Genomic DNA, 23,690 nt, shown 5'->3' with positions numbered 1-23,690 from the left:
CTAACAAAGGATCGCCGGATGTGATCCCCCCTCCGACGAGTCGGTCTCCCGGCTCACGCGCCTGGCCGCGGGCCATCCGGCCCCAGCGGGGCCGGGGGCGGCCCCGGCCCCGCCCGGGCCCGTCAGGGGCGCAGCAGCTCCGGTACGCCGTCCTCGCCCGGCCGGTCGCCCGCCGCCGAGACCACCGTCAGCTGCTGCGTCGCACGCGTCAGGGCCACGTAGAGCACGCGCAGGCCCGCCGGGGACTCCTCGGCGATCTCCGCCGGGGAGACGACCACCGTGGCGTCGTACTCCAGGCCCTTGGCCTCCAGGCTGCCCAGCGCCACCGCCCGCTCGCCGAGGTCCGCGAGCCAGCCCGTGGCCTCCGCGCGCCGGTCCATGGCCACGACCACGCCGACCGTGCCGTCCACCTGTTCCAGCAGCCGCTGCGTCTCCTCGCGGACCGCCGCGCCCAGGTCGTCCCCGGCCGTCGTGAAACGGGGCTCCAGGCCGGTGGAGCGCACCGCGGTCGGCGGCTCCATGCCGGGCATCGCCAGCTTCAGCACCCGGGAGGCCACCTCGGCCACCTCGGCCGGGTTGCGGTAGTTCACGGTCAGGGTGAACCGCCTGCGCGGGCGGCGCCCCAGGGCCTCGTCACGGGCGGCGGACGCCTCGTCGGGGTCCGTCCACGAGGACTGCGCCGGGTCGCCGACCACCGTCCAGGTGCCCGACCGGCCGCGCCGGCCCACCATCCGCCACTGCATAGGCGTCAGGTCCTGGGCCTCGTCCACGATCACGTGCGCGTATTCGGTGCGCTCGGCCGCGATCCGCTCGGCCCGCTCCCACTGCGTCTCCTCGCGGGTCGGCATCAGCTCCTCCAGCCCGCTGAGCTGGTCGAGCGGATCCATCTCCCGCCTGCGCTTGGGCCGCGCCGGCGCGCCGAGCAGCTGGTGCAGCTCGTCCAGCAGGGCCACGTCGTGCACCGACAGGGGCCCCTTGCCGTCCGGGCCGACCCGGCGCAGGGAACGGGCCAGCTGGCGGGTCTCGCGGGTGTTCAGGTCCCGGCGCGACCAGCGGCCCAGGCGCCGCTCGTCGGCCATCGCGGCCAGCACCTTGCGCGGGGTCAGCTCCGGCCACCAGGCGTTCAGGAACCCGATGAAGTCGTCCTCGGTGGAGATGTCCTCGTCGAACGCGGAACGCAGCTCGGCGGCCAGCTCCGGGTCGCTGTGCCGGCCCGACTGGCCGGACTTCGCGTAGAGGGCGTCGAGCAGCAGCTTGCGGGCGCGCGGGCGCAGCAGGTTCACCGGGGCGGTGCCGCTGAGCACGGTCTGGCGGATCCGGTCGAGCTCGGGGGCCTCCAGCTCCTGGCGTCGCCCGAAGGCCACGACGCGCAGCCGCTCGGGAGCGTTCCCGAGCTCCAGCGCGCCGCGCACGGCCTTGCGGAGCACCTTGAGCATCCGGGAGGAGCCCTTGACGCGGGCGACGGAAGGATCGTCGTACGTGGTCGCCTCGGCCCCGTCGACGAGGGAGCCCAGCGCGCGGATGGCGACCTGGCCCTCCTCGCCGAGGGAGGGCAGGACGCCCTCGGTGTAGGCGACGAGCAGCGGCGTCGGGGAGACGATCAGGATGCCGCCGGAGTAGCGCCGCCGGTCCTGGTAGAGCAGGTACGCGGCCCGGTGCAGGGCGACGGCCGTCTTCCCGGTGCCGGGCCCGCCGGCGACCTCCGCGACGGAGGCGGCGGGGGCACGGATCACCAGGTCCTGTTCGGCCTGGATGGAGGAGACGATGTCCCGCATGGAGTGCGTACGGGCCCGCCCGAGCGCGGCCATCAGGGCGCCGTCGCCGATGGCGGGCAGCTCCTTGCCGTCCAGGGTGGCGGTGAGTTCGGGGCGCATCAGGTCGTCCTCGACGCCGAGCACCTTGCGGCCCTTGGAGCGGATCACGCGACGGCGCACGACGCGGCCGGGGTCCTTGGGGGTGGAGCGGTAGAACGGCGCGGCCGCCGGGGCGCGCCAGTCGATGACGAGCGGCGCGTAGTCGGTGTCGAGTACGCCGATCCGCCCGATGTGCAGGGTCTCGGCGATCTCGGCGGTGAGGTCGGGGCGGATCGCGTCGTCGGCGGGCTCGACGGAGGTGTACGCGCCGTCGGGGCCGCGCTCACCGTCCTTGCCGAGGACCAGGTCGATGCGGCCGAAGAGGAAGTCCTCGAACTCGTTGTTCAGCCGGTTGAGGTGGATCCCGGCGCGGAAGACCTGCGCGTCGCGCTCGGCGAGGGCGCCGGGCGTGCCGACCTGCCCCCGCTTGGCGGCGTCGTTCATCAGGAACTCGGCCTCGTGGATCTTCTCCTCAAGGCGTCGGTACACCTGATCGAGATGCGTCTGCTCGGCCGCGATCTCCCGATCGCGGACGGAATCCGCCGTGCTGTCGACAGCGGCATTCTGCGCGGCCACCAAGGCCCCCTTCTGACGTGCATGGGCGACCGTCAACCGTACGCGAACCCTGGCCCTGTCCGCACGCCGGTTCCGCGCGCCGGACGAATCGGACGGATACGTACGGGTACGGGGCGGGGCCACGGACCCACCATCTCCCCCTCACCCCCGCGTGGCCGCCCGGCGCCTGCCCACCCGCCTCCCGGGTGGCGGCGGGGGCGGGGTTGCGATGAGGCCGACTCCCTTGACCTGGATCAGAGAGGGTTTGGGGGTTTCCCCTCAGTCTCATCGTCTCTCCGCGTCGGGCCGGCCCGTCAAGGGCGCTCCTTCGTCGCGTCGCTTCGCGATGGCCTTCGGCCACCCTTGACCGACCGACCCGCCACGGACATCCGAAGACTGCCGGGAAACCCCCAAAAGGACGGTTACCGGGTTCATGAGCGAGGGGCGGGCATCCCAGCGACGTGCGAGCCATCTCCGCCCAGTCCCGCATTCCGGCCCCGTACATCCATCGGCCCCGGCCCAGGGCGGTACAGACCACCCGACACGACGACCAGAGCAACCTGCGGAGCCCCTGGACGCACCAGATCGCTACGCGCTCCCCATGTCTCGGCGTCCGACGGCCGTCTCGGGCTGGTCACCGGTGGATCAGGCGTCGAACTCGTACTCCAGGACGTAGGAGGCGGAATCCAGGGTCATCTCGTTGACTTCGACGGGGCGGCCGCCCTCGGCGAACGCGGTGCGGACGATCTGGACGACCGGCGTGCCCATGGAGAGGGAGAGCCGCTCGGCTTCGTCGGCCGAAGGCATCCGACAGCGGATCTCCTCACGAAAACGGACCGGCCCCTGACCCAGTTCGGCCAGCCTGGCGTACGTTCCGCCAGGGCCGGTGTCGGCCCGTGTGATGGCGGAGTCGGCGACCACGTCGGACGGCAGATACGACGTCGCGAAGAGGACGGGCTTGCCGTCGAGCACGAAACGGCGGCTGCGCACCCACACCCGGGACCCGACGGAGAGGCCGAGAGCGTCGGCGAGGCGGCCGACCGCCTCCTCCCGTACCTCGACCTGGTCGACGACGAGCTCCCGGTCCTCGGTGTCGGCGGACCAGACGGAGTGCCCCGAGCCCCACCGCCCCTGCGCCAGCCGCTCGATGCCTCGGCGCCGCAGCGGCTTGAACGTCCGCACGAAGACGCCGGCGCCCTTCCGCGCCTCCGCGAGGCCTTCGTTCCGGAGCACGCCAAGGGCCTGACGCGCGGTCATCCTGGCGACGCCGTAGGTGGCCATGAGGTCGTTCTCACCCGGCAGGCGGTCGCCCGGGCCGTATTCGCCCGACTGGATGGCCGCCCTCAGTGCATCAGCGATCCGCTGGTACTTCGGCTGGCCGGTGCTGCCCTGGCTGGTCATCGAACCGATCACTCCTTCTCCTCTCTAGACACCCTAGGGCCAGAGGTGGACCGCCGCACGGACCGGCGTTCGACCCCATCAACCATTCCGACACACATCTCTGGAGATGTATTGACGAAGCCATTCCAGATCGGCTGTAGTAGGTCACGTCTCTAGAGAGGTAGCCGACACCTCCGCAGAGCTGCTCGACCGTGCTCTGGCCGGCTGGGATCGGTTCCTCGACTCCTCCGAGGCGGTGTCGCATGAGTGAGGGCTACGAGTACATGCCGCACCGGCTCCTGGGCCGCCGGGTCCGCGACATCGCGTCCGGTACCGAGGGCGAGCTGATGGCTGTGGTCAACGAGAACGTCTCGGACAGCGGAGCCGAGCGGTGGGYGCRSCTSGCCTACRTCCGCGACYCGTCCGGCCTSGAATTCACCACCGCAGTGGGCAACATCGTGCCCGCYGGAYACATCGAGACCTTGGAGGGATCCCTGTACCGCCCCGCCAGGATCCTCCCAGGACGGGCTGCAGACGCCGAGACATGAGGAGCGCGTAGCGATCTGGTGCGTCCGGGGGCTCCGCAGGGCGCTGTGGTCGTCGTTTCGTGCGGGTAGCGGCCCCGGACGGCCGCCGGACGCCATGCCGGGCGAAGCGCGTAGCGTCTGGTGCGCGTGGGGCCCGTTGAACGCTGTGGTCGTCGTGTCGGGTGGTTTGGGCACCCCGGGCCGGGGGCCGAGGACTTGTGGGCCCGGATCGGGGGCTTGGGCGGAGACGGGTCTCGCATCGCTGAGGTGCCCGCCCCTCCCCCACTTCCCCGTGGACCGTTCTTTTGGGGGGTTCCCGGCAGTCTTCGGATGTCCGTGGCGGGTCGGGCGGTCAAGGGTGGCCGAAGGCCATCGCGGAGCGACGCGACCGAAGGGAGCGCCCTTGACGGGCCGGCCCGACGCGGAGAGACGATGGGACTGACGGGAAACCCCCAAACCCTCTCTGATCCGGGCCGGGTCAGGCCCCGCTCCCCCCGACCCCCTCCCCCGCGCCCACCGCCGTGCGGACCCGCCTCCGGTGGCGGGCCACGCGTTCGCGGTTGCCGCACAGTTCGCTGGAGCACCAGCGGCGGCGGTGGCCCCGGGAGGTGTCGAGGTAGACGCGGGTGCAGCCGTCGCCCTCGCAGGCGCGCAGCAGGGCCAGGTCTCCGGGGTCGGTGAGGAGTTCCACCGCGTCCCGGGCCACCGCGGCCAGCAGCCCCGCGCACTCCACCCCGCCGCACAACTCCCGTACCAGGTGCCCCTCCCGGTCCCGTACGGCACACAGACCCGGGGGTGGACCGGCAGCCGCCGCGTTGACCCGGGCGAGGGCGCCCTCCTCGGGGCCGGCCCCGGCCAGGGCGGACCGTACGAGGGTGCCCACGTCGGTGCGCAGGCCGCTGAAGGCCGCCACCCAGTCGGGCCCGAGGCGGGCGAGCGGGGTCCGGTCGGGCACCAGTCCGGCGCCGACCAGCCACAGCCTCAGCTCGTCGGTGTCACCGATGCCCTCCGCGTCCCCGTGGGGCTGGGGCGTGGAGGTGGCCAGCAGGTCCAGACAGACCCGCCCGGAGTCGAACCACATGCCGGTCACCGCCTCGGTCGCCGTGGGTCCCCGTGGGTCGCCTCCCCAGAGTGCCGTCGCCGCGTGCGTTGCGGAAGCCCCCGGGCGGGGGCGCGGAGTCCGGGGCGTCGGTCACCTCGGCGGCGGGTCGTCGTGCAGGAGGCGCTGGAAGAGGCGGTGGTCGCGCCAGGCTCCGTTGATGTGGAGGTAGCGGGGGGCGACTCCGAACTCGGTGAAGCCCGTCTTGGCCAGGACCCGCTGGGAGGCGACGTTGTCGAGCAGGGTCCCGGCCTCGACCCGGTGCAGGCCGAGCTCGTCGCGGGCGATCCGGCAGACCTCCTCGACGGCGGCGGTGGCCAGGCCCTTGCCGTGCCAGTCGCGGTCGACCCAGTAGCCGATGCCGCCGCTGCGCAGGGGGCCGAGGGCGATGGAGCCGAGGTTGATCGAGCCGACCGGGGTCCCGTCCGCGACCAGCAGGAACGGGAGGGTGAGGCCGGACTCGCGCTCCGCGAGCAGCGCCTCGATCCGGGCCCGCTGGCCGGCCTCCGTGTAGAACTCCTCGCGCCGGAAGGGCTCGTAGGGCTTCATGGCCTCCCGGTTGCGGGCCACCACCTCGGCCAGCGCGGCGGCGTCGTCGACCGTGACGCCCCTCATCTCCACTCCGTCAATGATCATCCGAGCACGCTAACCGACCCCCACGGCGCCGCACATCCCCTCAGCGGTCGGAACCGCCGCCCGCGCACTCCCCGGCGTCCAGCGACAGCCGGTACCCCCGCTTGACCACCGTCTGGATCAGCTTCGGCGCCCCCACCGCCGCTCGCAGCCGGGCCATCGCGGTCTCCACGGCGTGCTCGTCGCGCCCCGCCCCCGGCAGCGTCCGCAGCAGTTCGGCCCGCGACACCACCCACCCCGGACGCCGGGCCAGGGCCGTCAGCAACGCCATCCCGGCGGGCGGCACCGGCCGCAGCGCGCCGTCGACGAGCACCGCCCGGCCCCGGATCTCCAGCCGGTGGCCCCCGACCGGCAACACCCGGGCCCGGCCGGGGAGTTCCTGGCAGAGCAGCTGCACCAGCGGCCCGAGCCGGAACCGCTCCGGCGCCACGGTGGGGATCCCCTCGGCCTGGAGCGGCAGCGCCGTCACGGGCCCGACGCAGGCGCAGAGCACCGGCCCGCTCAGCGCCTCCACGACGGCCTCCCGCAGTCCCCGTTCCCCGGCGCGGGACAGCAGCGAGGCCGCGGCGGGCGCCGAGGTGAAGCTGACGGCGTCCAGCGCCCCGACGGCGACCGCGTCCAGCAGCCGGTCCAGCGGCGCGAGGTCCTGCGGCGGCATCCACCGGTACACGGGCACCGGCACCACCTCGGCCCCGCCCGCGCGCAGCGCCTCCACGAACCCGGGCAGCGGCTCCCCGTGCAGCTGCAGCGCGATCCGGCGTCCGGCGACCCCGCCGGCCAGCAGCCGGTCCAGCACCTCCGCGAGGGACTCGGACCCCGGCGACCAGTCCTCCACCAGCCCCGCGGCCCGTACGGCCCCCTTCACCTTGGGCCCGCGCGCCAGCAGTTCGGCGGTGCGCAGCCGCTCCAGCAGTCCCTCGCCGATCCCCCATCCGTCGGCGGCTTCGATCCAGCCCCGGAAGCCGATGGCGGTGGTCGCGACGACCGCGTCCGGGGGGCAGTCGATGAGTTCCTTGGTGGCCGCCATCAGCTCGCCGTCGTCGGCGAGGGGAACGATCCGCAGCGCGGGTGCGTGCACCACGCTCGCGCCGCGCCGGCGCAGCAGGGCGATCAGATCGTCGGCGCGCCGGGCGGCGGTCACGCCGATGGTGAAGCCCGCCAGCGGGCCGTGCGTTGCTTCGTCCATGGTGGGTGACCTGCCTCGGCTGCCGTTGCCCGGGGTCCGGGCAGGTGTCACGTCGCGGGACCGAGCCTGTCAAGGGGTCGTGTCAGGCTCGGTTCCGCCGTATTTCGGTGGCGTAACGCGCACGGCACCGGGCCCGCCTCACACGGAGGTGAGCTGCGCCTTCGCGGTGGTTCCCGGGGCTTCCGGGGCTCCGGGGGCGGCCGTGGGGCGCTGCCGCGGCCGGCGAAGGTATACCGCCCAGGTGACGGCGCAGCACGCCGCGTAGAAGGCGAGGAAGGTGACGAAGGCGGCCGTTCCGGAGCCGGAGTCCTGGAAGGCCTGACGGAACACCAGGTTGATGCCGAGCCCGCCGAGCGCCCCCACGGCGCCGATCAGGCCCATGGCGGCCCCGGAGATCCGCCGCCCGTACGCGGCCGCCTCCTCGCCCTCCAGGCCCCGCGCCAGGGCCTTGGCGTGGAAGATCCCCGGGATCATCTTGTACGTGGAGCCGTTGCCGGCCCCGCTGAGCGCGAAGAGGGCGACGAAGCCGGCCAGGAACACGGGCAGGGATGCGCGTACGGAGGCCAGGACGACCACCCCGGTGGCCGCGGCCATCGCCACGAAGGCGGCCAGGGTGATCCGCGCCCCGCCGAGCCGGTCCGCGAGCGCCCCGCCCACGGGCCGGGACAGGGAGCCGAGCAGCGGGCCGAGGAAGGTCATCGAGGCGGCCTGGAGCGGGGTGCGCCCGAACTGGGTCTGCAGGACCAGCCCGAAGGCGAAGCCGTAGCCGATGAAGGAGCCGAAGCTGCCGACGTAGAGGAAGGCCATGATCCAGGTGTGGGCCTGGCGGGCCGCCTCCCGTACGGCGCCCGCGTCGGCGCGCACGGGTGCCAGGTTGTCCATGCGTACGAGGGCCAGTACGGCCGCGGCCACGATCAGGGGGAGGTAGGCGGCGAGCAGCAGGCGCGGGTGTCCGGCCCCGGCGGTGGCGATGACGAGCAGCGCGGCGAGCTGGACGACGGGGACGCCGATGTTCCCGCCGCCCGCGTTGAGGCCGAGCGCCCAGCCCTTCTTCCGGAGCGGGAAGAAGGCGTTGATGTTGGTCATAGAGGAGGCGAAGTTGCCGCCGCCGACGCCGGTCAGCGCGGCCACGGCCAGGAAGGTCCCGTACGGGGTTCCGGGCTCCATGACCACCAGCGCGGCCACGGTCGGCACGAGCAGCAGCAGGGCGCTGACGACGGTCCAGTCGCGGCCGCCGAAGCGGGCGACGGCGAAGGTGTAGGGGATCCGGACCAGGGCGCCGACGCAGGTGGCGGTGGCGATGAGGAAGAACTTGCCGGCCGGGTCGATCCCGTAGCCGGGGCCCATGAAGAGCACCATCACGGACCACAGGGACCAGATGGAGAAGCCGATGTGTTCGGAGAACACCGAGTAGAGGAGGTTGCGGCGGGCGATCCGCTCGCCCGATTCCCGCCAGAACGTCTCGTCCTCGGGGTCCCACCGCTGGATCCAGCGGCCCCTCTCGCGTGGTGCGGTGGTACGGGTCATCACACGCCTCCCCATCTGTCGCGTCCGTGGGAACGACGGTAGGAACGGCCCGTTTCGGCCCCGGTCCCCGCCGGATGACCGGCGGGAAACCTCCCGCTCACCCGGGGGCGGCTCCCGGTGTGAGCGCCGCCGGGAGCCAGCTGCCCGGGGGGACGTCCAGCCAGCCGTGCGCGGCCGCCAGGCCGTCGGCCGCCCGCTGGAGGGCGTCCACGCCGGGATGGCGCAGGTCCCTGCGCCACACCAGGGCGAGCGGGGACAGCGGTACGGGGTCCACCAGGGGCCGTTTCACGCAGCCGGGCAGCTCGACGAAGTCCACGGTCGCCAGGACCGGGGTGCGGGTCTTGGCCATCACCCTCCCGAACTCCTCCTTGCCCACCGCCACCGGCGCGGGCGGTGCCAGCGCGATGCCCCGCCCGGCGAACAGCTCGCGGGCCAGCCCGGTCCACTCCAGGGTCCGCGGGTTCCCGGCGCCCGCGTACACGCTCTCCCCGGCCAGCGCGGCCAGCGGCACCTCGGCGCGGGCGGCCAGGGCGTGGTCCTCGGGCAGCAGTACGGCGAGCGGTTCGTAGCGGACGGGCCGGTGGGCGAGCCGGGACCGCAGCGCGGGGGCCAGCCCGGCCGCGTACCCGAAGGAGACGTCGAGGCGGCCGGCGGCGATCTCGGCGGCGGCATGGGTGAGCCCGCTCTCGAAGCGGGCCATCAGCTCGCAGCCGGGGGCGAGTTCGCGGGCGTGCTCCAGCACCCGCCGGCCGGTGCCGGGCCCGTCGGTGTTCACGTCGACGAGCAGGGCCCGGGGCGGACCGGCGAAGGCGGCGGCCAGCTCCTCGTGGGCGCGCAGCACCTCGCGGGCGTGGGGCAGCAGCCGCTCCCCGTCGAGGGTGAGTTCCACCGCCCGGGTGGTGCGGACGAACAGCGCGGAGCCCAGTAGCCGTTCGAGGCGGCGCACATCGCGGCTCAGGGCCTGCTGGGCGACGTAGAGCCGGGCGGCGGCGCGGGAGAAGTGCAGCTCCTCGGCCACGGCGAGGAAGCCGCGCAGCAGCCGGGGGTCGACGTCACGGGAGTTCACCCGCGGAGACTAACAACGCGGATTGACAACACGGGTGCGTGAATGGCGTCGGAACAGGTGTTGGACCGCCGTACGGGCCGGACCGCAGGATCGGGGCATGCCGCAGAGAACCCCGCTGATGGCCGTGACCGGCAGCACCCTGGTCCTGGCCGCCCCCGCCTCCACCCCCGCGCCCGCCCGCCCCGCCTCCGCCCGCGCGGGCGGCCCGTACGCCCGCCTCTTCGCCCTCCCCGGCACCCGCGGCTTCACCGCCGGGAACCTCCTCGCCCGTCTCCCCATGGGCATGTTCGGGATCAGCGCGGTCATGATGATCGCCGGACAGCGCGGCTCGTACGCCCTCGCCGGCGCGGTCACCGCGACCGGACTGGCCGCCACCGCCGTGGTCGCGCCGTGGACGGCCCGGCTGGTCGACCGCCACGGCCAGGCCCGGATCGCGGTGCCGGCGACCGTGATCGCGGTCCTCGGCTCGCTCTGCCTGATCGTGTGCGTGCGCACCGGAGCTCCCGCCTGGACGCTGTTCGCCTCCTACGCGGCCACCGCGACGACCCCCAACATCGGCGGTCTGTCCCGGGCCCGCTGGACCCATCTGCTGCCCCGGGAGGCGCACCACACGGCGATGTCCTTCGAGCAGGCGGCCGACGAGCTCTGCTACATGCTGGGCCCGGTCCTCGCGGCCCTGCTGTGCACCTCAGCCTTCCCCGAGGCGGGCACCCTCACCGGGGCGGTGCTGCTCCTCACCGGCATGCTCGTCTTCACCGCGCACCGCGCCACGGAGCCGCCGCCGGCCGGGCGCCGGTCCGTCCGCGGGCCCTCTCCGGTGCGCGCGCTGTTCCCGCTGCTCGCCCTGTTCCTCGCCACCGGGGTGGTGTTCGGGTCGATGGAGGTCACCTCGGTCGCCCACCTCTCCGGGCGGGGGCTCGGCGCCGCGAGCGGCCCCGTGCTGGCGCTCCAGGCGGCGGGCTCCTGCGCGGCCGGACTGCTCTACGGGACCCTGCGGCCCCGGAGCCTGCGGGCCTGCCTGGCCGGCCTGTCCTGCGCGATGACGCTGCCCTGGGCCGCGGCGGCCACGGGTTCGCTGCCGCTGCTGGCCGGGGCCCTGCTGCTGGCTGGGACGGCCACGGCCCCGGTGATGGTGACGGCCATGTCCCGCGTGCACGCCCTGACGCCCGAGGGTCGCGTCAACGAGGGCATGACCCTCGCGGTCACGGCGATCCTGGCCGGCATCGCCGCCGGGTCCGCCGCGGCCGGTCTGGCCGTCGACCGCCTGGGGACCACGACCGCGTACGCCCTCCCGGCCGCGGCCGCCCTGTTTGCCCTGTTTGTCCGGCGCCCGAGTGACCGTACCCGCGTGGTACTCACGAGCGGCCCGCGCGATCCGCAATGACTGGGGGGTCTTCCCAGCACCCTTCCCTTCGCGGAGGAACTCCCCTCGCCTGCCTCCCGTTCCGTTTCGGCGGCCCTGTTCGTCGCGGCCGTCACCGCCTCCTGCCTGGTGCCGACCGCGCCCGCCCTGGCCGCGGACTCGTCGCACCTGCGGCTCTCCCAGCCGTACGTCCCCTCGATCGCCCCCGGCACGACGGGCCGTGTGGTCATCGCCGCCTCGAACGGGGAGGACACGGCCCGCAGCGGCACCTTCCGCGCTACGCCGAGAACCTCAACCAGATCCCGTTCTGCGCCTGACCCGACCCACCCCTGGCGAAGGCCCCGCAGCCGTCCGGCCGCGGGGCCTTCGCCACTCACCATGTACGGGAATCCGGTACAGGTGGTAACGTCACATGTACCGGAAACCGGTACATGTCTGATTCCCGTACGCGAGAGGGGCACCCGTGTCCACACCCGCCGTCTCGGCGACCTCCGCACGCGCCAACCTGTTCAACCTCATCAAGGAGGTGGCCGCCGACCACACCGTCACGCGCATCACCTCCAACGCGGGTGACGCCATCCTGATGTCGGCCGAGGACTACGAGGCCTGGCAGGAGACCGTCTACCTGCTCCGCTCCCCGGCCAACGCCGGCCGCCTGATGGAGGCCGTCGCCCGCGACAAGGCGGGCGAGGCCGGCCTCACCAGGACCTTGGAGGAGCTGGAGTCCCTCGCGACCGACGCGGCTGGTGACGAGTGAGGGACGTCAGCTTCGATCCCGACGCCTGGGAGGACTTCCTGTTCTGGCTGGCGTCCGACCGGAGGAAGGCCGTCAGGATCACGCGCCTGATCGGCGAGGTCCAGCACACCCCGTTCACCGGAACCGGCAAGCCGGAACCCCTGAAGGGCGACCTGTCCGGCTACTGGTCCCGCCGCATCGACGACGAACACCGGCTGGTGTACCGCGTCGACGACAAGGAAGTGAAGATCCTCAAGGCGCGCTACCACTACTGACCGCCCGTGACCTCCGGCCCGGGCAAAGCAAAGAGCGCCAGGACCGGTGTGGTCGCTGGCGCTCTGTACTACATGGGATGAGTGGAGATGGCGGGAATCGAACCCGCGTCCAACGGTGCAGAAGCAGGGCTTCTCCGAGCGCAGTCCGCTGCGCTTTTCTCAGCCCCGGAGATCACACGGACAAGTCTCCGACGGGCTCAGTCACTGTTTGGTTTCCCTCCAACCCCCGTGACCGGGGCTAGAGGTTTAGATCCCTTGTTGACGCCAGGATCCGGACCGGGACCACTTCCGGGCTGACGCTCCTCACAGAGGCTTCAGCTCACTGTTATTAGGCAGCGAGGGTGAAGCGGGAGTTATCGCTCTTGGAGTTGGCGATTATTGTTTGCGACATGTGGTTAGCGAGATCATTGCCGCTTCCTCGGCTCGCTTCCCCTGCATCGACATCCGCTGTCGAAACCGATCATCCCCATGTTTTGTTTTCAACGGCACCACCCGCGAGCGGGAGGCGCTGACGCCATGGTACGCGAAGTGGACCACCGCGTGCCAGGAGATTAAACCGTACCGCGCTGCTTGCGCCGGATCGCCGAGATGGCGCGGTTCGTCTCGCGGGTGTCCTGCTTCTCCCGCAGGGTCTGCCGCTTGTCGTACTCCTTCTTGCCCCTGGCCAGCGCGATCTCCACCTTCGCGCGGCCGTCCTTGAAGTACAGGGCCAGCGGCACGACGGTGTGACCCGACTCGTCCGCCTTGCGCTCCAGCTTGTCGATCTCCTCCCGGTGCATGAGGAGCTTGCGCTTGCGCCGCGCGCTGTGGTTGGTCCAGGTGCCCTGGCTGTACTCCGGCACGTGGACGTTGTACATCCACACCTCGCGGCCCTCGACCGACACGAAGCCGTCCACCAGCGAGGCCCGGCCCTGGCGCAGGGACTTGACCTCGGTGCCCGTGAGCACGATCCCGCACTCGTAGGTGTCGATGATCGTGTAGTCGTGCCGCGCCTTCTTGTTCTGGGCGATCAGCTTGCGCCCTTTTTCCTTAGCCATAGTGCGGTCATTTTCGCACTACGGACCCACCCCGGTGCCACCCAATACCGTGCGCGCCCGCTCCTCCGCGCCGTCACCCGCCGCCGTCAGGTCGGGGGTGATGCCCCCGCCGTCGAGGCTGCGGCCGGCCGGGGTGCGGTACGTGCCCACCGTCAGCTCCGCCACCGAACCGTCCGGGAGCTCGGTGGGCATCTGCACCGAGCCCTTGCCGAAGGTCCGGGAGCCGACGGTGACGGCCCGGCCCCGGTCCTGGAGGGCGCCCGTGACCAGCTCGGCCGCACTCATCGTGCCGCCGTCGACCAGGGCCACCAGGGGGCGGCCCGTGTCCCCGCCCGGGGCGGCGTACAGGGCGCGCTCGGAGCCCCGTACGTCGTACGTCGCCACGAGCCCGCCGTCCAGGAACGCGGAGGCCGCCGTCACCGCCTCCGTGACGAGACCGCCCGGGTTGCCGCGCAGGTCCAGCATCACCCCGGCGCCGGGCGGGGCCGCGCGGACGGCGTCGCGCACCCGCTCCCCCGAGCCCCGGGTGAAGGAGGCCACCTTGATCACGGTGATGCCGTCCGCGAGCCTGCGCACGGTCACCGGCTCGACACGCAGCCGCTCCCGCCGGAGGGTCTCGGTGAGGACGGCGCCGTCCCGGCTGAGGCCGAGCACCGCCGGGGTGCCGGCCTTCCCGCGCAGCAGCGCCACCACGTCGGCGACGGCGAGCCCGGTCACGCCGCGGCCGTCCACGCTCAGCAGCCGGTCCCCGGAGCGCAGCCCGGCCCGGGCGGCGGGGCTGTCGGGCTGGACCCGTTCGACCTCGATCACGCCGTCGTGGTGGCGCCCGGTCCAGAGGCCGACCCCGGTCCAGTGGCCGTCGAGGTCCTCGGCGAAGGCCGCGTACTCGCCCTGGTCGTAGACGGTGCCCCAGCGGTCGCCGCTGCGGCTGACCACCTCCTGGGCGGCCTTCTTGCCGGACTTGCCCTCGGCAACGGCCTCGGCGGCGGCCCGCGCGACGGCCTCCCGGTCCGCGGTCCCGCTCTGGCGCGGGGCGGGTAACGGAGTACCCGTGAGGGCGAGCGGCCGGTCGGCCTCCGCTTCCTTCGACGCCCAGGACCCGCTACCCGCCCCGGCGCCCACGGAGGCGAGGAAGAGCAACGTCAGGACGGCCCCGCGACGCAGGTCGCGGGGCCGGAGACGGAGAGCGGGCAGACCCGGCATGGCGCCGAGTCTAGGACAAGCCCCGCCGAGGTACGGCTGGTTGGCCGGACCGGGAGCGGGGCACTCGTCACACCTTGAGGTACTTGCGCAGCGCGACGAAGGCCGCCAGGGAGGGCATCAGGAGGCCGATCACCAGGACCAGGGGGAGCTTGGTGAGGACGGCGTCCCAGCCGATGAAGTTGATCAGCTGGAGCTTGTCGCGGAGCGCGATGCCGTGGTCGATGACGAAGTACTGGCCCGCGCCGAGCATGCCGCAGGCGAGGCCGGCGCCGATGAGGCCGGCCACGGCCGCCTCCATGATGAACGGCACCTGGATGTAGAAGCCGGAGGCGCCCACCAGGCGCATGATGCCGGTCTCCCGCCGCCGGCTGAACGCCGAGACGCGCACCGTGTTGACGATCAGCAGCAGGGCCACGATCAGCATGATCAGCATGATGCCGAGCGCCGCCCAGTTGAGGGTGCCGAGCAGGGCGAAGAGGTTGTCGAGCTCGCTGCTCTGGTCGGCGACCGACTGGACCCCGTCGCGGCCCGCGAAGGCCGAGGTGATGACCGCGTACTTCTCCGGGTTGCGCAGCTTGACCCGGAAGGAGTCGGGCATCTGGTCCGGGGTGACCACCGAGGCGAGCGCCGTGTGCCCGAAGCGCTCCTTGTAGTGCTTGTAGGCCTCGTCCGAGGACTCGTACATGACGGTCTGGACGAGTGCCATCTTCTTGAGCTCGGTCTCGATGCCCTGCTTCTGCTCCGGGGTCACCGCCCCCTTCGAGCAGGGCTTGCCGCCGGCCGCGGCGGGCGCCCCGGCGGCGGGGGCGCCGGCCGCGTCGATGGCGTCGTTCTTGGTACAGAGGTAGACGGTGACGTTGACCTTGTCGTACCAGAACCCCTTCATCGCGCTGACCTGGTCGCGCATGAGGAGGGAGCCCCCGAAGAGGGCCAGCGACAGGGCCACGGAGATGATGACCGCGAAGGTCATGGTGAGATTGCGGCGGAGGCCGACGCCGATCTCCGACATGACGAACTGGGCGCGCATGGCGTCTGGGGACCTTTCAGTGCTGGTAGCCGTAGACGCCGCGCGACTGGTCGCGCACGAGTCGGCCCTGTTCGAGTTCGATGACGCGCTTGCGCATCTGGTCGACGATCTGCTGGTCGTGCGTCGCCATGATCACGGTGGTGCCGGTCCGGTTGATCCGGTCCAGCAGCTTCATGATCCCGACCGAGGTCTGCGGGTCGAGGTTGCCCGTCGGCTCGTCCGCGATCAGCAGGGCGGGCCGGTTGACGAAGGCGCGGGCGATGGCGACGCGCTGCTGCTCACCGCCGGAGAGCTCGCCCGGCATCCGCCCCTCCTTGCCGCCGAGGCCGACCAGCTCCAGCACCTGCGGGACGGCCTTGCGGATCTCGCCGCGCGGTTTGCCGATCACCTCCTGCGCGAAGGCGACGTTCTCGGCCACCGTCTTGTTGGGCAGGAGACGGAAGTCCTGGAAGACGGTCCCCAGCTGGCGCCGCATGTGCGGGACCTTCCAGTTGGAGAGCTTCGCGAGGTCCTTGCCCAGGACGTGCACCTGACCGTGGCTCGCCCGCTCCTCGCGCAGGACCAGCCGCAGGAACGTGGACTTGCCGGAGCCGGAGGAGCCGACCAGGAAGACGAACTCGCCCTTGGCGATGTCCAGGGAGACGTCTCTGAGTGCGGGACGGTTCTGCTTCGGGTAGGACTTGGAGACGTTGTCGAATCGGATCACGGGTGCACCACGGTCGCCGGGAGTAGGTGTGCGTGACCATACGCGACCGGGCGCGAGGTGTGGACCCGGCATCCGCACTTGCCCCGATATATCCCGGCTGTCGGCGGTGCGGATTCGTGATTGCCCGGACGGGCCGCGCCGAATGTCGGCGGAGCTGGCACAGTGGTAAGGGGAACGGACTCGGTCCCCACGCCGTTAACGAAGGGGACGAGAGGAGGAGCGCATGACATATGACCGGCTCGTGTGCGCGAACTGCGCGGCACCCGTCAGCCAGGGCCGATGCCCTGTGTGCCGGGCGAACCGGGAGCGCCTCCAGCAGGAGGGCCCCTTCGCCGGGCTGAATCCGGTGACGCTCATCGCGCTTCTGGTGGCGCTGGTGGCGACACTGGCGTTGGTGGCTCGGACCGCGTAGCCGACGCCGCGTCCCGATCACACGTAAGGACGAAGGGCCCGGACACCTGAGGGTGTCCGGGCCCTTCTCTCGCCAGGCGCGTTACGCGCTCTGCTCCTGCTGCTTGCGCCAGCGGATGCCGGCCTCCAGGAAGCCGTCGATCTCGCCGTCGAGGACCGCCTGCGGGTTGCCGACCTCGAACTCCGTGCGCAGGTCCTTGACCATCTGGTACGGGTGCAGGACGTAGGAGCGCATCTGGTTGCCCCAGGAGCTGCCGCCGTCCTTGAGGGCGTCCATCCTGGCCTGCTCCTCCTGGCGGCGGCGCTCCAGCAGCTTGGCCTGGAGCACGTTCATCGCGCTGGCCTTGTTCTGGATCTGCGAACGCTCGTTCTGACAGGAGACGACGATGCCGGTCGGGAGGTGCGTGATGCGCACGGCCGAGTCGGTCGTGTTGACGCCCTGGCCGCCGGGGCCGGAGGCGCGGTACACGTCCACGCGCAGCTCGGTCTCGTCGATCTCGACGTGGTCGCTGGTCTCGACGACCGGGAGGACCTCGACGCCCGCGAAGGAGGTCTGGCGGCGGCCCTGGTTGTCGAAGGGCGAGATGCGCACGAGGCGGTGCGTGCCCTGCTCGACGGAGAGGGTGCCGTAGGCGTACGGGGCCTTGACGACGAAGGTGGTCGACTTGATGCCGGCCTCTTCCGCGTACGAGGTCTCGTAGATCTCGGTGGAGTAGCCGTGCCGCTCGGCCCAGCGCAGGTACATGCGCTGGAGGCGCTCGGCGAAGTCGGAGGCGTCGACGCCGCCGGCCTCGGCACGGATGTTGACCAGCGCCTCGCGCTCGGCGTACTCGCCGGAGAGAAGGGTGCGGACCTCCATCTCGTCCAGCGCCTTGCGGACGGAGACGAGCTCGACCTCGGCCTCGGCGAGCGTGTCCGCGTCGTCCATCTCCTGGGCGAGCTCGAACAGCACCGCGAGGTCGTCGATGCGGCCGCGCAGGGTCTCGGTCTTGCGCACCTCCGCCTGGAGGTGCGAAAGCTTGCTCGTGATCTTCTGGGCGGCGTCCGGGTCGTCCCACAGGGACGGCGCGGCGGCCTGCTCCTCGAGCACGGCGATATCTGCCCTCAGCTTGTCGAGGTCCAGGACGGCCTCGATCGACCCCATGGTCGAGGAGAGGGACTTCAGCTCTTCGGAAACATCGACGACTGCCACGGGTCCAGCGTAGCCGGTCCCCGGACGGCACTCTCCGGCCAGGCCGAATCAACCCGTACGGAGAGGGGTGGGTACGGGCGTACCCTCACCGTATGACCGTTCTACTCGTGAAGCGCCGCCATGTGGACCACATGCGTGTCACCACCACGAGCTGTCTGCCGCCGGACCTCGCACGAGCCTGATCCACCCCGATCCGACTTCGGTCCTGTACGCGGCCCCGCCGCCCCGGCGCCATCCCTGCCGGCGGCGCTCTCCCACCCGCCGCCCCGCCATCTCTGGGGCACAGGACCCCGTGACATCCGAAACGGAGCCGTCATGCCGTCCGCGCACCCCTCCTCCTCTTCTTCCGCCACGCTCTCCGCCTCCCCCTCCTCGTCCTCCTCGGCGTCGCTCGCCGTCATCGACCTCTCCCGGGCGGACGACCCGGCCGAGCGGGCCGACTTCCTGAAGCAGCTGCACGCCGCCGCCCGGGACACCGGCTTCCTGTACCTCACCGGGCACGGCATAGGCGAGTCCGAAACCGCCCGGATCCTGGAGCTGACCAGGGCGTTCTTCGCGCTGCCGGAGGCGGACCGGCTCGCGGTGAGCAATCTGAACTCCCCGCACTTCCGGGGCTACACCCGGATCGGGCACGAGCTGACGGGCGGCGCCTCCGACTGGCGCGACCAGCTCGACGTCGGCGCGGAGCGGCCGGCTCCGGTGCTGGGGCCGGACGACCCGGCGTACCTGTGGCTGGAGGGCCCCAACCAGTGGCCGGCGGCGCTGCCGGAGCTGCGGGAGGTGGTCCTGGACTGGCAGACGCGGCTGGCGGCGGTGGCGCACCGGCTGCTCCGGGAGCTGCTCGCCTCGATCGGCGCCCCCGCCGACTTCTTCGACGCGGCCTTCGCGGACCGCCCCCACCTGCACACGAAGCTGATCCGCTACCCCGGGTCCGCCCCGTCGGGCGCCGACCAGGGGGTGGGCGCGCACAAGGACTACGGGTTCCTGACGCTGCTCCTGCAGGACTCGGTGGGCGGGCTCCAGGTGGTCCGGGACGGCGCGTACGTCGACATCCCGCCACTGCCGGGGGCCTTCGTGGTCAACCTGGGCGAGCTGCTGGAGATCGCCACCGAGGGGTACCTGCGGGCCACCGACCACCGGGTGGTCAGCCCGCCGGGCGCGGTGGAGCGGTTCTCGGTGCCGTTCTTCTACAACCCCCGGCTGGACGCGGTCGTGGAGACCGTCCCCGGGGACTACCTGCGCGGGGCGCCGGGCATCGGCCAGGACGCCTCGAACCCGCTGCACGCGGAGTACGGGCGCAACGAGCTCAAGGGCTGGGTCCGCGCGCACCCGGAGGTCGCCCGGCGCTGGCACCCGGAACTCGCCACGGCGTAGCCCGCACGGCGGCCGGGCCCCGGAAGGGGCCCGGCGGGGCCCGGCCAGGGGCCGGGGCGGGCCTAGCGGGGGGCCGGGGCGGAGTGCTTGCCGTCCTGCTTCGGCGGCGCGGGGTCCTCGCCGCCCGACACCGCGAGCCAGCTCCCCACGCCCACCGCGGCGGCCAGCGCCAGCGCCGACGCCGAGAGCACCAGCCGCCGCTTGCGCGCGGCCTCGGCCCGGTGCCGGGCGGAGCCCGGACGGTGGCCGCCGGCCGGACGCGGGACGCGGGCGGTGCCCAGGGCGCCGCCGGCCAGCTCGTCGGGGGCCGGCACGCGCATGGAGGTGTGGGTGTCCCGGTTGGAGTCCGTCGCGGAACCCGGTACCAGCGGGACCACGCCCCGCCGGCGTACGGGATCGGCCGCCGGTTCCTCCGAGGGCTCCGGTTCCGCTTCGGCGTCGTCCGGCTCGTCCACGTCCAGCGGCGGCATCCCGGCCAGCAGCGGCAGCAGCTCCCGCAGCCGGACGGTCAGCTCCGAGGCCCGCAGCCGCGAGGCGGGGGCCTTGGCCAGGCACTGGACCATGAGCTGCCACAGCTCGTCGGGGATCCCCGGAAGCGGCACCACGGTCTCGGTCACGTGCCGGCGCAGCACCGCGCCGGGATGGCCCCCGCCGAAGGGGGTGAACCCGGCGAGCAGCTCGTACAGCACGGTGGCCAGGGCGTATATGTCGACGGCCGCCCGCGGGGGCAGGCCTTCCACTATCTCCGGCGCGAGGTAGTCCGGCGTCCCGATGATCCGGGTGGTCGGCGCGGTGGCCCGGCCCCCGGCGGCCCGCCGGGGGGAGTCGATGAGCTTGGCCACGCCGAAGTCGGTGAGCAGCGCGGGGTGGGCGCCGCCCGGCCCGAGGGGGCCCTGCATGTCGAGGAGGACGTTCTCCGGCTTGACGTCCCGGTGGACGACCCCGGCGGCGTGGGCGGCGGCGAGGGCGTCGGCGACGTCGGCGACGATGGCCACGGCCGCCTCGGGGGCGAGCCRCCGCTCGCGGTCGAGGCGCGTGCGCAGGTCCGTGCCGCGGACGAGGTCCATGACGAGGGCGAGGTCGTTGCCGTCGACGACGAGGTCGCGGACGGACACGACGTGGGGGTGCTCCAGCCCGAGCAGCGCACTGCGCTCCTGGACGAAGCGTCCGACCAGTTCCTGGTCGGAGGCGAGGTCCTCGCGCAGCAGTTTGACGGCGACGGGCCCGTCGGGCCCCTCGCCGAGCCACACCGTGCCCGCGCTGCCGCGCCCCAGGATCTGGTGCGCGGTGTACCGGCTGCCGATCTTCCGTGCCACGACTGCTCCCTCAGCGGCTGGAGTACGCGACAAAGCTACGCGGCCGAATGGGGGTTGGAGGCTCCGGATCGCGGCGACCTTCACTTCTGCGGGCGAAATCACGTCCTGGATGTCGACAAATCCACGAAGTCGGCGCTACGGGGGCCTTCCGGGGGGGTCAGGGAGTGCCACCGCCGCCGCTCGCCGAGTCCCCGATCGAGGTGACGAAGTCGACGGCGTCGCTGCCCCAGCTCCACACCTGGTCCCACCAGTTCTTGCCGGTGCCGACCCATTCCTGGAGCGGGGTGAGCTCCCAGACCAGCCAGCCGCCGATGAACAGCAGCAGGATCATGACCAGGCAGCCCTTGAGGCAGCCGAGGCCGGGGATCCGGATCGGGTTGGCGCTGCGGCGGCGGGGCTCGCGCGGTTCCCGGGGCTCGCGCGGGGGCCGCTGCTGCTGGGGTGCCTGCGGCCGGGCCTGCGCCTGGGGCCGCTGCTGCTGCGGAGGCGGCTGCGGCGGCTGGTACTGGGGCTGCTGCGGCTGCTGGTACTGCTGGGGCTGGTACTGCTGCTGGGGCTGCTGGTACTGCGGCTGCTGGTACTGCTGCGGCTGCTGGTACTGCTGCGGCGAAGGTGCCGGGCGGTACTGCGGCTGCTGTTGAGGAGGCTGCTGCGGGTACTGCTGCTGCGGCGGCCGGGGCTGGTGCTGCGGGGGCGGCGGGGCCTGCCGCTGGGGGCGGCGGCGCAGCGGATCCTCGCTCGGGTCGAGGTAGTGCATCTGCGTCTGCTCGTTGCGGTCCCGGGCGGCCCGCATCTGCGACTCCCACGGGTGCGGGGTGTCGGGCCGCTGCACGGGGGGCATGACGGAGGTCGGGTCCGGGGCGCCGCCGGGCGCGCCCGGGGCCCCGGTGCTGGGCAGCACGGTGGTGGCGTCGCCCCCGCCGATCGGCGGCAGCACGCTGGTCATGGCGTTCGGGTCGTACGCGCCCGGCTGCGCGGCGCCGGCCCCGGCGGGCAGCGCCTGCGTCGGGTCGGCGGCACCGGGCACGGTGGGGACGGGCGCGGGCGAGGGGTCGGGCACGAGCAGGGCGCCGACGCCGAGCGCGGCCTCGACCTCGTCGGGCGAGGAGTGCACGCGGATGCCGGAGGCGACCACGCGCAGGCCGCGGGCCAGGTTCTCGGCGCTGGGACGCTCGTCGGGCTCCTTGCGCAGGCAGCGCTCGATGACGATCCACAGCGGCTCGGGCACGCTCGGGGGCCGCTGGGGCTCCTCGCTGAGGTGGCGGTGGAGCACTTCGAGCGCGGTGCCGCCGGCGAAGGGCGGGCGGCCGGTGACGAGCTCGTAGAGGAGGATGCCGGCGCCGTAGATGTCGACGGCGGAGGTCTGCGGGCGGCCCTCGGCGGACTCGGGCGCCACGTAGGCGGGGGTGCCGACGAACTCGTGGGTGCGGGTCAGGCCCGGGGAGTCGGCCAGGCGCGCGATGCCGAAGTCGGTGAGCATCGGCTTCATCTGGCCGCCGCGCTCGTCGAGCAGCACGTTGGCGGGCTTCAGGTCGCGGTGGACGACGCCGTCGGCGTGGCTGGCGGCGAGCGCGTCGGCGATCTGCGCGGTCAGCAGGCACGCGGCGACCGCGCTGAAGGGACCGTTCTCGCGGATGTACCGGTGCAGGTCCGGGCCGTCGATCAGGTCCATGACCAGGGCCAGCAGGTCCCCCTCGACGACGAGGTCGCGGGTGCGGACGATGTTGGGGTGGGTCAGGCGCAGCAGGACGGAACGCTCGCGCAGGAAACGCATGACGATGTCCGCGTCCTGGGCCAGCTCCTCCTTGAGGACCTTGATGGCCACGGTCTCGCCGGGCTGCCCGGCGACGGCCGCTTCCGCGCCGGCGGTCTCCCGCTGGCGGGCTCGCCAGACGGTGCCCGTCGCGCCGCGTCCGAGCGGCTCTTCGAGCAGGTACTTGCTGCCGACTGGCCGCACGTCTCGCGCTCCCCTGCTGTCGTGTGGTCGGGTCTTTCCCGGAGTGTTCCGGCTGATTCCGCTGTATGGGTTTCCGGCCCAACTCTAGGGGGTGTCCCCGGTGAAGACGCGGGCCGACGAAGGTTGGTTGCCGCACATATGTGCGAAGGATGAGGTATGCGGGGTATGCCGGAGGCGATTTTGCGCAGCTCCCTGTCCGTATTCGTACGGCGGGCCGGCCCACCCGTGACCGATCAAGATCAATTGTGGGCGGGTGCCGGGCGTGTCGAACGCGACAGGTGCGAGGATGCACCCGTACGGAACGGCCGGGACGGGAGCCCTGCCTTCCGGCAGACCTGACCGGACGACGCGTCCGTGCCGGGCGGGGGGTGACCGGGCAGGCATGCCCCGCCGTTCCCCTGCCGGACGCACGCACCGCGCACTGCGCTCCGCGCAGAAGGGACCGCTGACGGCGATGCAGATCCGGTTGACCGTCCTTGGGCCGCGCAGCGGCCACCAGGCCGCCGCCGCGGCGGCCGGCTGTGACGTCCTCGYCACCGCGCCCGCCGGGACCGCGCTGGCCGCGGTCGCCTCCGGGCTCGCGGCGACCGTGGGCGGGCCCGACACCGGCGGCACGGTGGTGCTGTACGCCGGAGCGCGCCGGCTCGACCTGCAGCGGACCGTCCTCGGCGAGCCGCCGCTGGTCGACGGGGCGGTGCTCACGCTGCACACCCCCGCGCCCGACGGTGACGCGCTGGCCGACGACGGACACGCCGCCCCGCAGCTGCACGTGGTGGCCGGACCCGACGCCGGCGGGGTCCACCTGCTGCACCCCGGGGCGGTCCGGATCGGACGCTCGGCGGACGCGGACGTACCGCTGGACGATCCGGACGTGTCGCGGCTGCACTGCGCCGTGACCGTACGGGCGGACGGCCGGGTGACCGTGGCCGACCTCGGCTCGACGAACGGCACCACCCTCGACGGCGCCCCCGTGGGCGCGGGGACGGTCCCGCTGCCGCCGGGCGCGCTGCTGCGCATCGGCGAGTCCACGCTGCGGCTGGCCTCCGGCTCCGGGGACGCCCGGCCCCTGGCGGTGGTCCCCGACCTGGAGGGCCACCTCTCCCTCCCCGCCCCGGGCCCCTCCGGCGGCCCGGCGGGTACGGGCGCCGACGGTACGGAGCCCGGCCCGGACGCCCCCTCCGCACACGGCGGCCCCGACCCCGTCCTGGGGCTGCGCCCCGGCACCCCCCGGCCCGGCACGCCCGGYGCGGCGCACCCCGCCACGGGC

At 73.0% G+C, this 23,690-nt stretch carries 21 protein-coding genes and 1 other RNA gene; 7 read left to right on the top strand and 15 right to left on the bottom strand.

The window, feature by feature from the left end; all coding sequences use genetic code 11:
• Positions 1 to 122 precede the first annotated feature (122 nt).
• Together AB4039_RS30785 and AB4039_RS30780 are read right to left on the bottom strand one after the other, a co-directional pair.
• A complete protein-coding gene (locus AB4039_RS30785; RefSeq protein WP_266839317.1) occupies positions 123 to 2,429 on the bottom strand; it encodes a UvrD-helicase domain-containing protein in 2,307 nt (768 codons plus the stop codon).
• A gap of 624 nt (positions 2,430 to 3,053) precedes the next feature.
• Positions 3,054 to 3,809 (bottom strand): GntR family transcriptional regulator, encoded by a 756-nt coding sequence (locus AB4039_RS30780; protein ID WP_266839318.1) that lies wholly within the window; start codon positions 3,807 to 3,809, stop codon positions 3,054 to 3,056.
• A 242-nt stretch (positions 3,810 to 4,051) separates the two neighbouring features.
• Between AB4039_RS30780 and AB4039_RS30775 the strand changes: the two genes are divergently transcribed.
• Entirely contained in the window at positions 4,052 to 4,336 is a 285-nt protein-coding gene (locus tag AB4039_RS30775) for a hypothetical protein (protein WP_442272327.1), read from the top strand.
• Between the two features lie 457 nt (positions 4,337 to 4,793).
• Here the strand turns inward: AB4039_RS30775 and AB4039_RS30770 are convergent, their stop codons facing one another.
• The 5 genes from AB4039_RS30770 to AB4039_RS30750 all read right to left on the bottom strand — a co-directional run bounded on the left by AB4039_RS30770 (position 4,794) and on the right by AB4039_RS30750 (position 9,826).
• On the bottom strand, positions 4,794 to 5,396 hold the full coding sequence (locus AB4039_RS30770) for a CGNR zinc finger domain-containing protein (protein ID WP_442272326.1): 603 nt from the start codon (positions 5,394 to 5,396) through the stop codon (positions 4,794 to 4,796).
• A gap of 111 nt (positions 5,397 to 5,507) precedes the next feature.
• A complete protein-coding gene (locus AB4039_RS30765; protein WP_266839323.1) occupies positions 5,508 to 6,050 on the bottom strand; it encodes a GNAT family N-acetyltransferase in 543 nt (180 codons plus the stop codon).
• Positions 6,051 to 6,090: 40 nt separating this feature from the next.
• Positions 6,091 to 7,233: a uroporphyrinogen-III synthase gene (locus tag AB4039_RS30760; RefSeq protein WP_266839324.1), complete on the bottom strand. Its 1,143-nt coding sequence runs from the start codon at positions 7,231 to 7,233 to the stop codon at positions 6,091 to 6,093.
• A 138-nt stretch (positions 7,234 to 7,371) separates the two neighbouring features.
• Positions 7,372 to 8,760: a nitrate/nitrite transporter gene (locus AB4039_RS30755; RefSeq protein ID WP_442272325.1), complete on the bottom strand. Its 1,389-nt coding sequence runs from the start codon at positions 8,758 to 8,760 to the stop codon at positions 7,372 to 7,374.
• Positions 8,761 to 8,857: 97 nt separating this feature from the next.
• The gene (locus AB4039_RS30750) at positions 8,858 to 9,826 is read right to left on the bottom strand and encodes a LysR family transcriptional regulator (protein WP_266839326.1); all 969 of its coding nucleotides are present in this window, start codon (positions 9,824 to 9,826) and stop codon (positions 8,858 to 8,860) included.
• A gap of 97 nt (positions 9,827 to 9,923) precedes the next feature.
• Between AB4039_RS30750 and AB4039_RS30745 the strand changes: the two genes are divergently transcribed.
• The 3 genes from AB4039_RS30745 to AB4039_RS30735 all read left to right on the top strand — a co-directional run bounded on the left by AB4039_RS30745 (position 9,924) and on the right by AB4039_RS30735 (position 12,200).
• Positions 9,924 to 11,210: an MFS transporter gene (locus tag AB4039_RS30745; protein WP_442272324.1), complete on the top strand. Its 1,287-nt coding sequence runs from the start codon at positions 9,924 to 9,926 to the stop codon at positions 11,208 to 11,210.
• Between the two features lie 442 nt (positions 11,211 to 11,652).
• Entirely contained in the window at positions 11,653 to 11,946 is a 294-nt protein-coding gene (locus tag AB4039_RS30740) for a type II toxin-antitoxin system Phd/YefM family antitoxin (RefSeq protein WP_442272323.1), read from the top strand.
• Positions 11,943 to 12,200 carry a Txe/YoeB family addiction module toxin gene (locus AB4039_RS30735; RefSeq protein WP_266839330.1) on the top strand — a complete coding sequence of 86 codons (258 nt, stop codon included), beginning with the start codon at positions 11,943 to 11,945 and terminating at the stop codon, positions 12,198 to 12,200. Before AB4039_RS30740 ends, AB4039_RS30735 begins: the two co-directional genes overlap by 4 nt.
• 79 nt (positions 12,201 to 12,279) lie before the next feature.
• On the opposite strand, the gene ssrA is transcribed toward AB4039_RS30735, so the two are convergent.
• From ssrA to ftsE, 5 genes are all read right to left on the bottom strand, one after another.
• Positions 12,280 to 12,668, bottom strand: a transfer-messenger RNA (tmRNA) gene (ssrA, locus tag AB4039_RS30730).
• 83 nt (positions 12,669 to 12,751) lie between these two features.
• The gene (smpB, locus tag AB4039_RS30725; RefSeq protein ID WP_266839332.1) at positions 12,752 to 13,237 is read right to left on the bottom strand and encodes an SsrA-binding protein SmpB; all 486 of its coding nucleotides are present in this window, start codon (positions 13,235 to 13,237) and stop codon (positions 12,752 to 12,754) included.
• An 18-nt stretch (positions 13,238 to 13,255) separates the two neighbouring features.
• Positions 13,256 to 14,440, bottom strand: a complete 1,185-nt coding sequence (locus tag AB4039_RS30720) for a S41 family peptidase (RefSeq protein WP_442272322.1) — start codon at positions 14,438 to 14,440, stop codon at positions 13,256 to 13,258.
• Positions 14,441 to 14,507: 67 nt separating this feature from the next.
• Positions 14,508 to 15,467, bottom strand: coding sequence for a permease-like cell division protein FtsX (gene ftsX, locus AB4039_RS30715; protein ID WP_266839336.1), 960 nt, complete (start codon positions 15,465 to 15,467; stop codon positions 14,508 to 14,510).
• Positions 15,468 to 15,483: 16 nt separating this feature from the next.
• Positions 15,484 to 16,173 (bottom strand): cell division ATP-binding protein FtsE, encoded by a 690-nt coding sequence (gene ftsE / locus AB4039_RS30710; protein WP_030240478.1) that lies wholly within the window; start codon positions 16,171 to 16,173, stop codon positions 15,484 to 15,486.
• 223 nt (positions 16,174 to 16,396) lie between these two features.
• Here ftsE and AB4039_RS30705 point away from each other — a divergent pair, with 223 nt between their 5' ends.
• Positions 16,397 to 16,585, top strand: a complete 189-nt coding sequence (locus AB4039_RS30705; RefSeq protein ID WP_266839338.1) for a hypothetical protein — start codon at positions 16,397 to 16,399, stop codon at positions 16,583 to 16,585.
• Positions 16,586 to 16,666: 81 nt separating this feature from the next.
• Here the strand turns inward: AB4039_RS30705 and prfB are convergent, their stop codons facing one another.
• The gene (gene prfB, locus AB4039_RS30700) at positions 16,667 to 17,776 is read right to left on the bottom strand and encodes a peptide chain release factor 2 (RefSeq protein ID WP_266839340.1); all 1,110 of its coding nucleotides are present in this window, start codon (positions 17,774 to 17,776) and stop codon (positions 16,667 to 16,669) included.
• Between the two features lie 315 nt (positions 17,777 to 18,091).
• Here prfB and AB4039_RS30695 point away from each other — a divergent pair, with 315 nt between their 5' ends.
• A complete protein-coding gene (locus tag AB4039_RS30695) occupies positions 18,092 to 19,150 on the top strand; it encodes a 2-oxoglutarate and iron-dependent oxygenase domain-containing protein (RefSeq protein ID WP_266839341.1) in 1,059 nt (352 codons plus the stop codon).
• Positions 19,151 to 19,212: 62 nt separating this feature from the next.
• Here AB4039_RS30695 and AB4039_RS30690 read toward each other — a convergent pair whose 3' ends face one another.
• Together AB4039_RS30690 and AB4039_RS30685 are read right to left on the bottom strand one after the other, a co-directional pair.
• Positions 19,213 to 20,466, bottom strand: a complete 1,254-nt coding sequence (locus AB4039_RS30690) for a serine/threonine-protein kinase (RefSeq protein ID WP_442272321.1) — start codon at positions 20,464 to 20,466, stop codon at positions 19,213 to 19,215.
• Between the two features lie 157 nt (positions 20,467 to 20,623).
• The gene (locus AB4039_RS30685) at positions 20,624 to 22,423 is read right to left on the bottom strand and encodes a serine/threonine-protein kinase (protein WP_266839345.1); all 1,800 of its coding nucleotides are present in this window, start codon (positions 22,421 to 22,423) and stop codon (positions 20,624 to 20,626) included.
• 454 nt (positions 22,424 to 22,877) lie between these two features.
• Here AB4039_RS30685 and AB4039_RS30680 point away from each other — a divergent pair.
• Positions 22,878 to 23,690, top strand: an 813-nt coding sequence (locus AB4039_RS30680; RefSeq protein ID WP_442272329.1) for an FHA domain-containing protein, incomplete at its 3' end; no start/stop codon positions are given.

The sequence above is a fragment of the Streptomyces sp. M-16 genome (assembly GCF_052114405.1).
Classification (GTDB): domain Bacteria; phylum Actinomycetota; class Actinomycetes; order Streptomycetales; family Streptomycetaceae; genus Streptomyces.
Note: the sequence above shows the minus strand (reverse complement) of the source record. Positions and strands in the feature narration are given on the sequence as shown.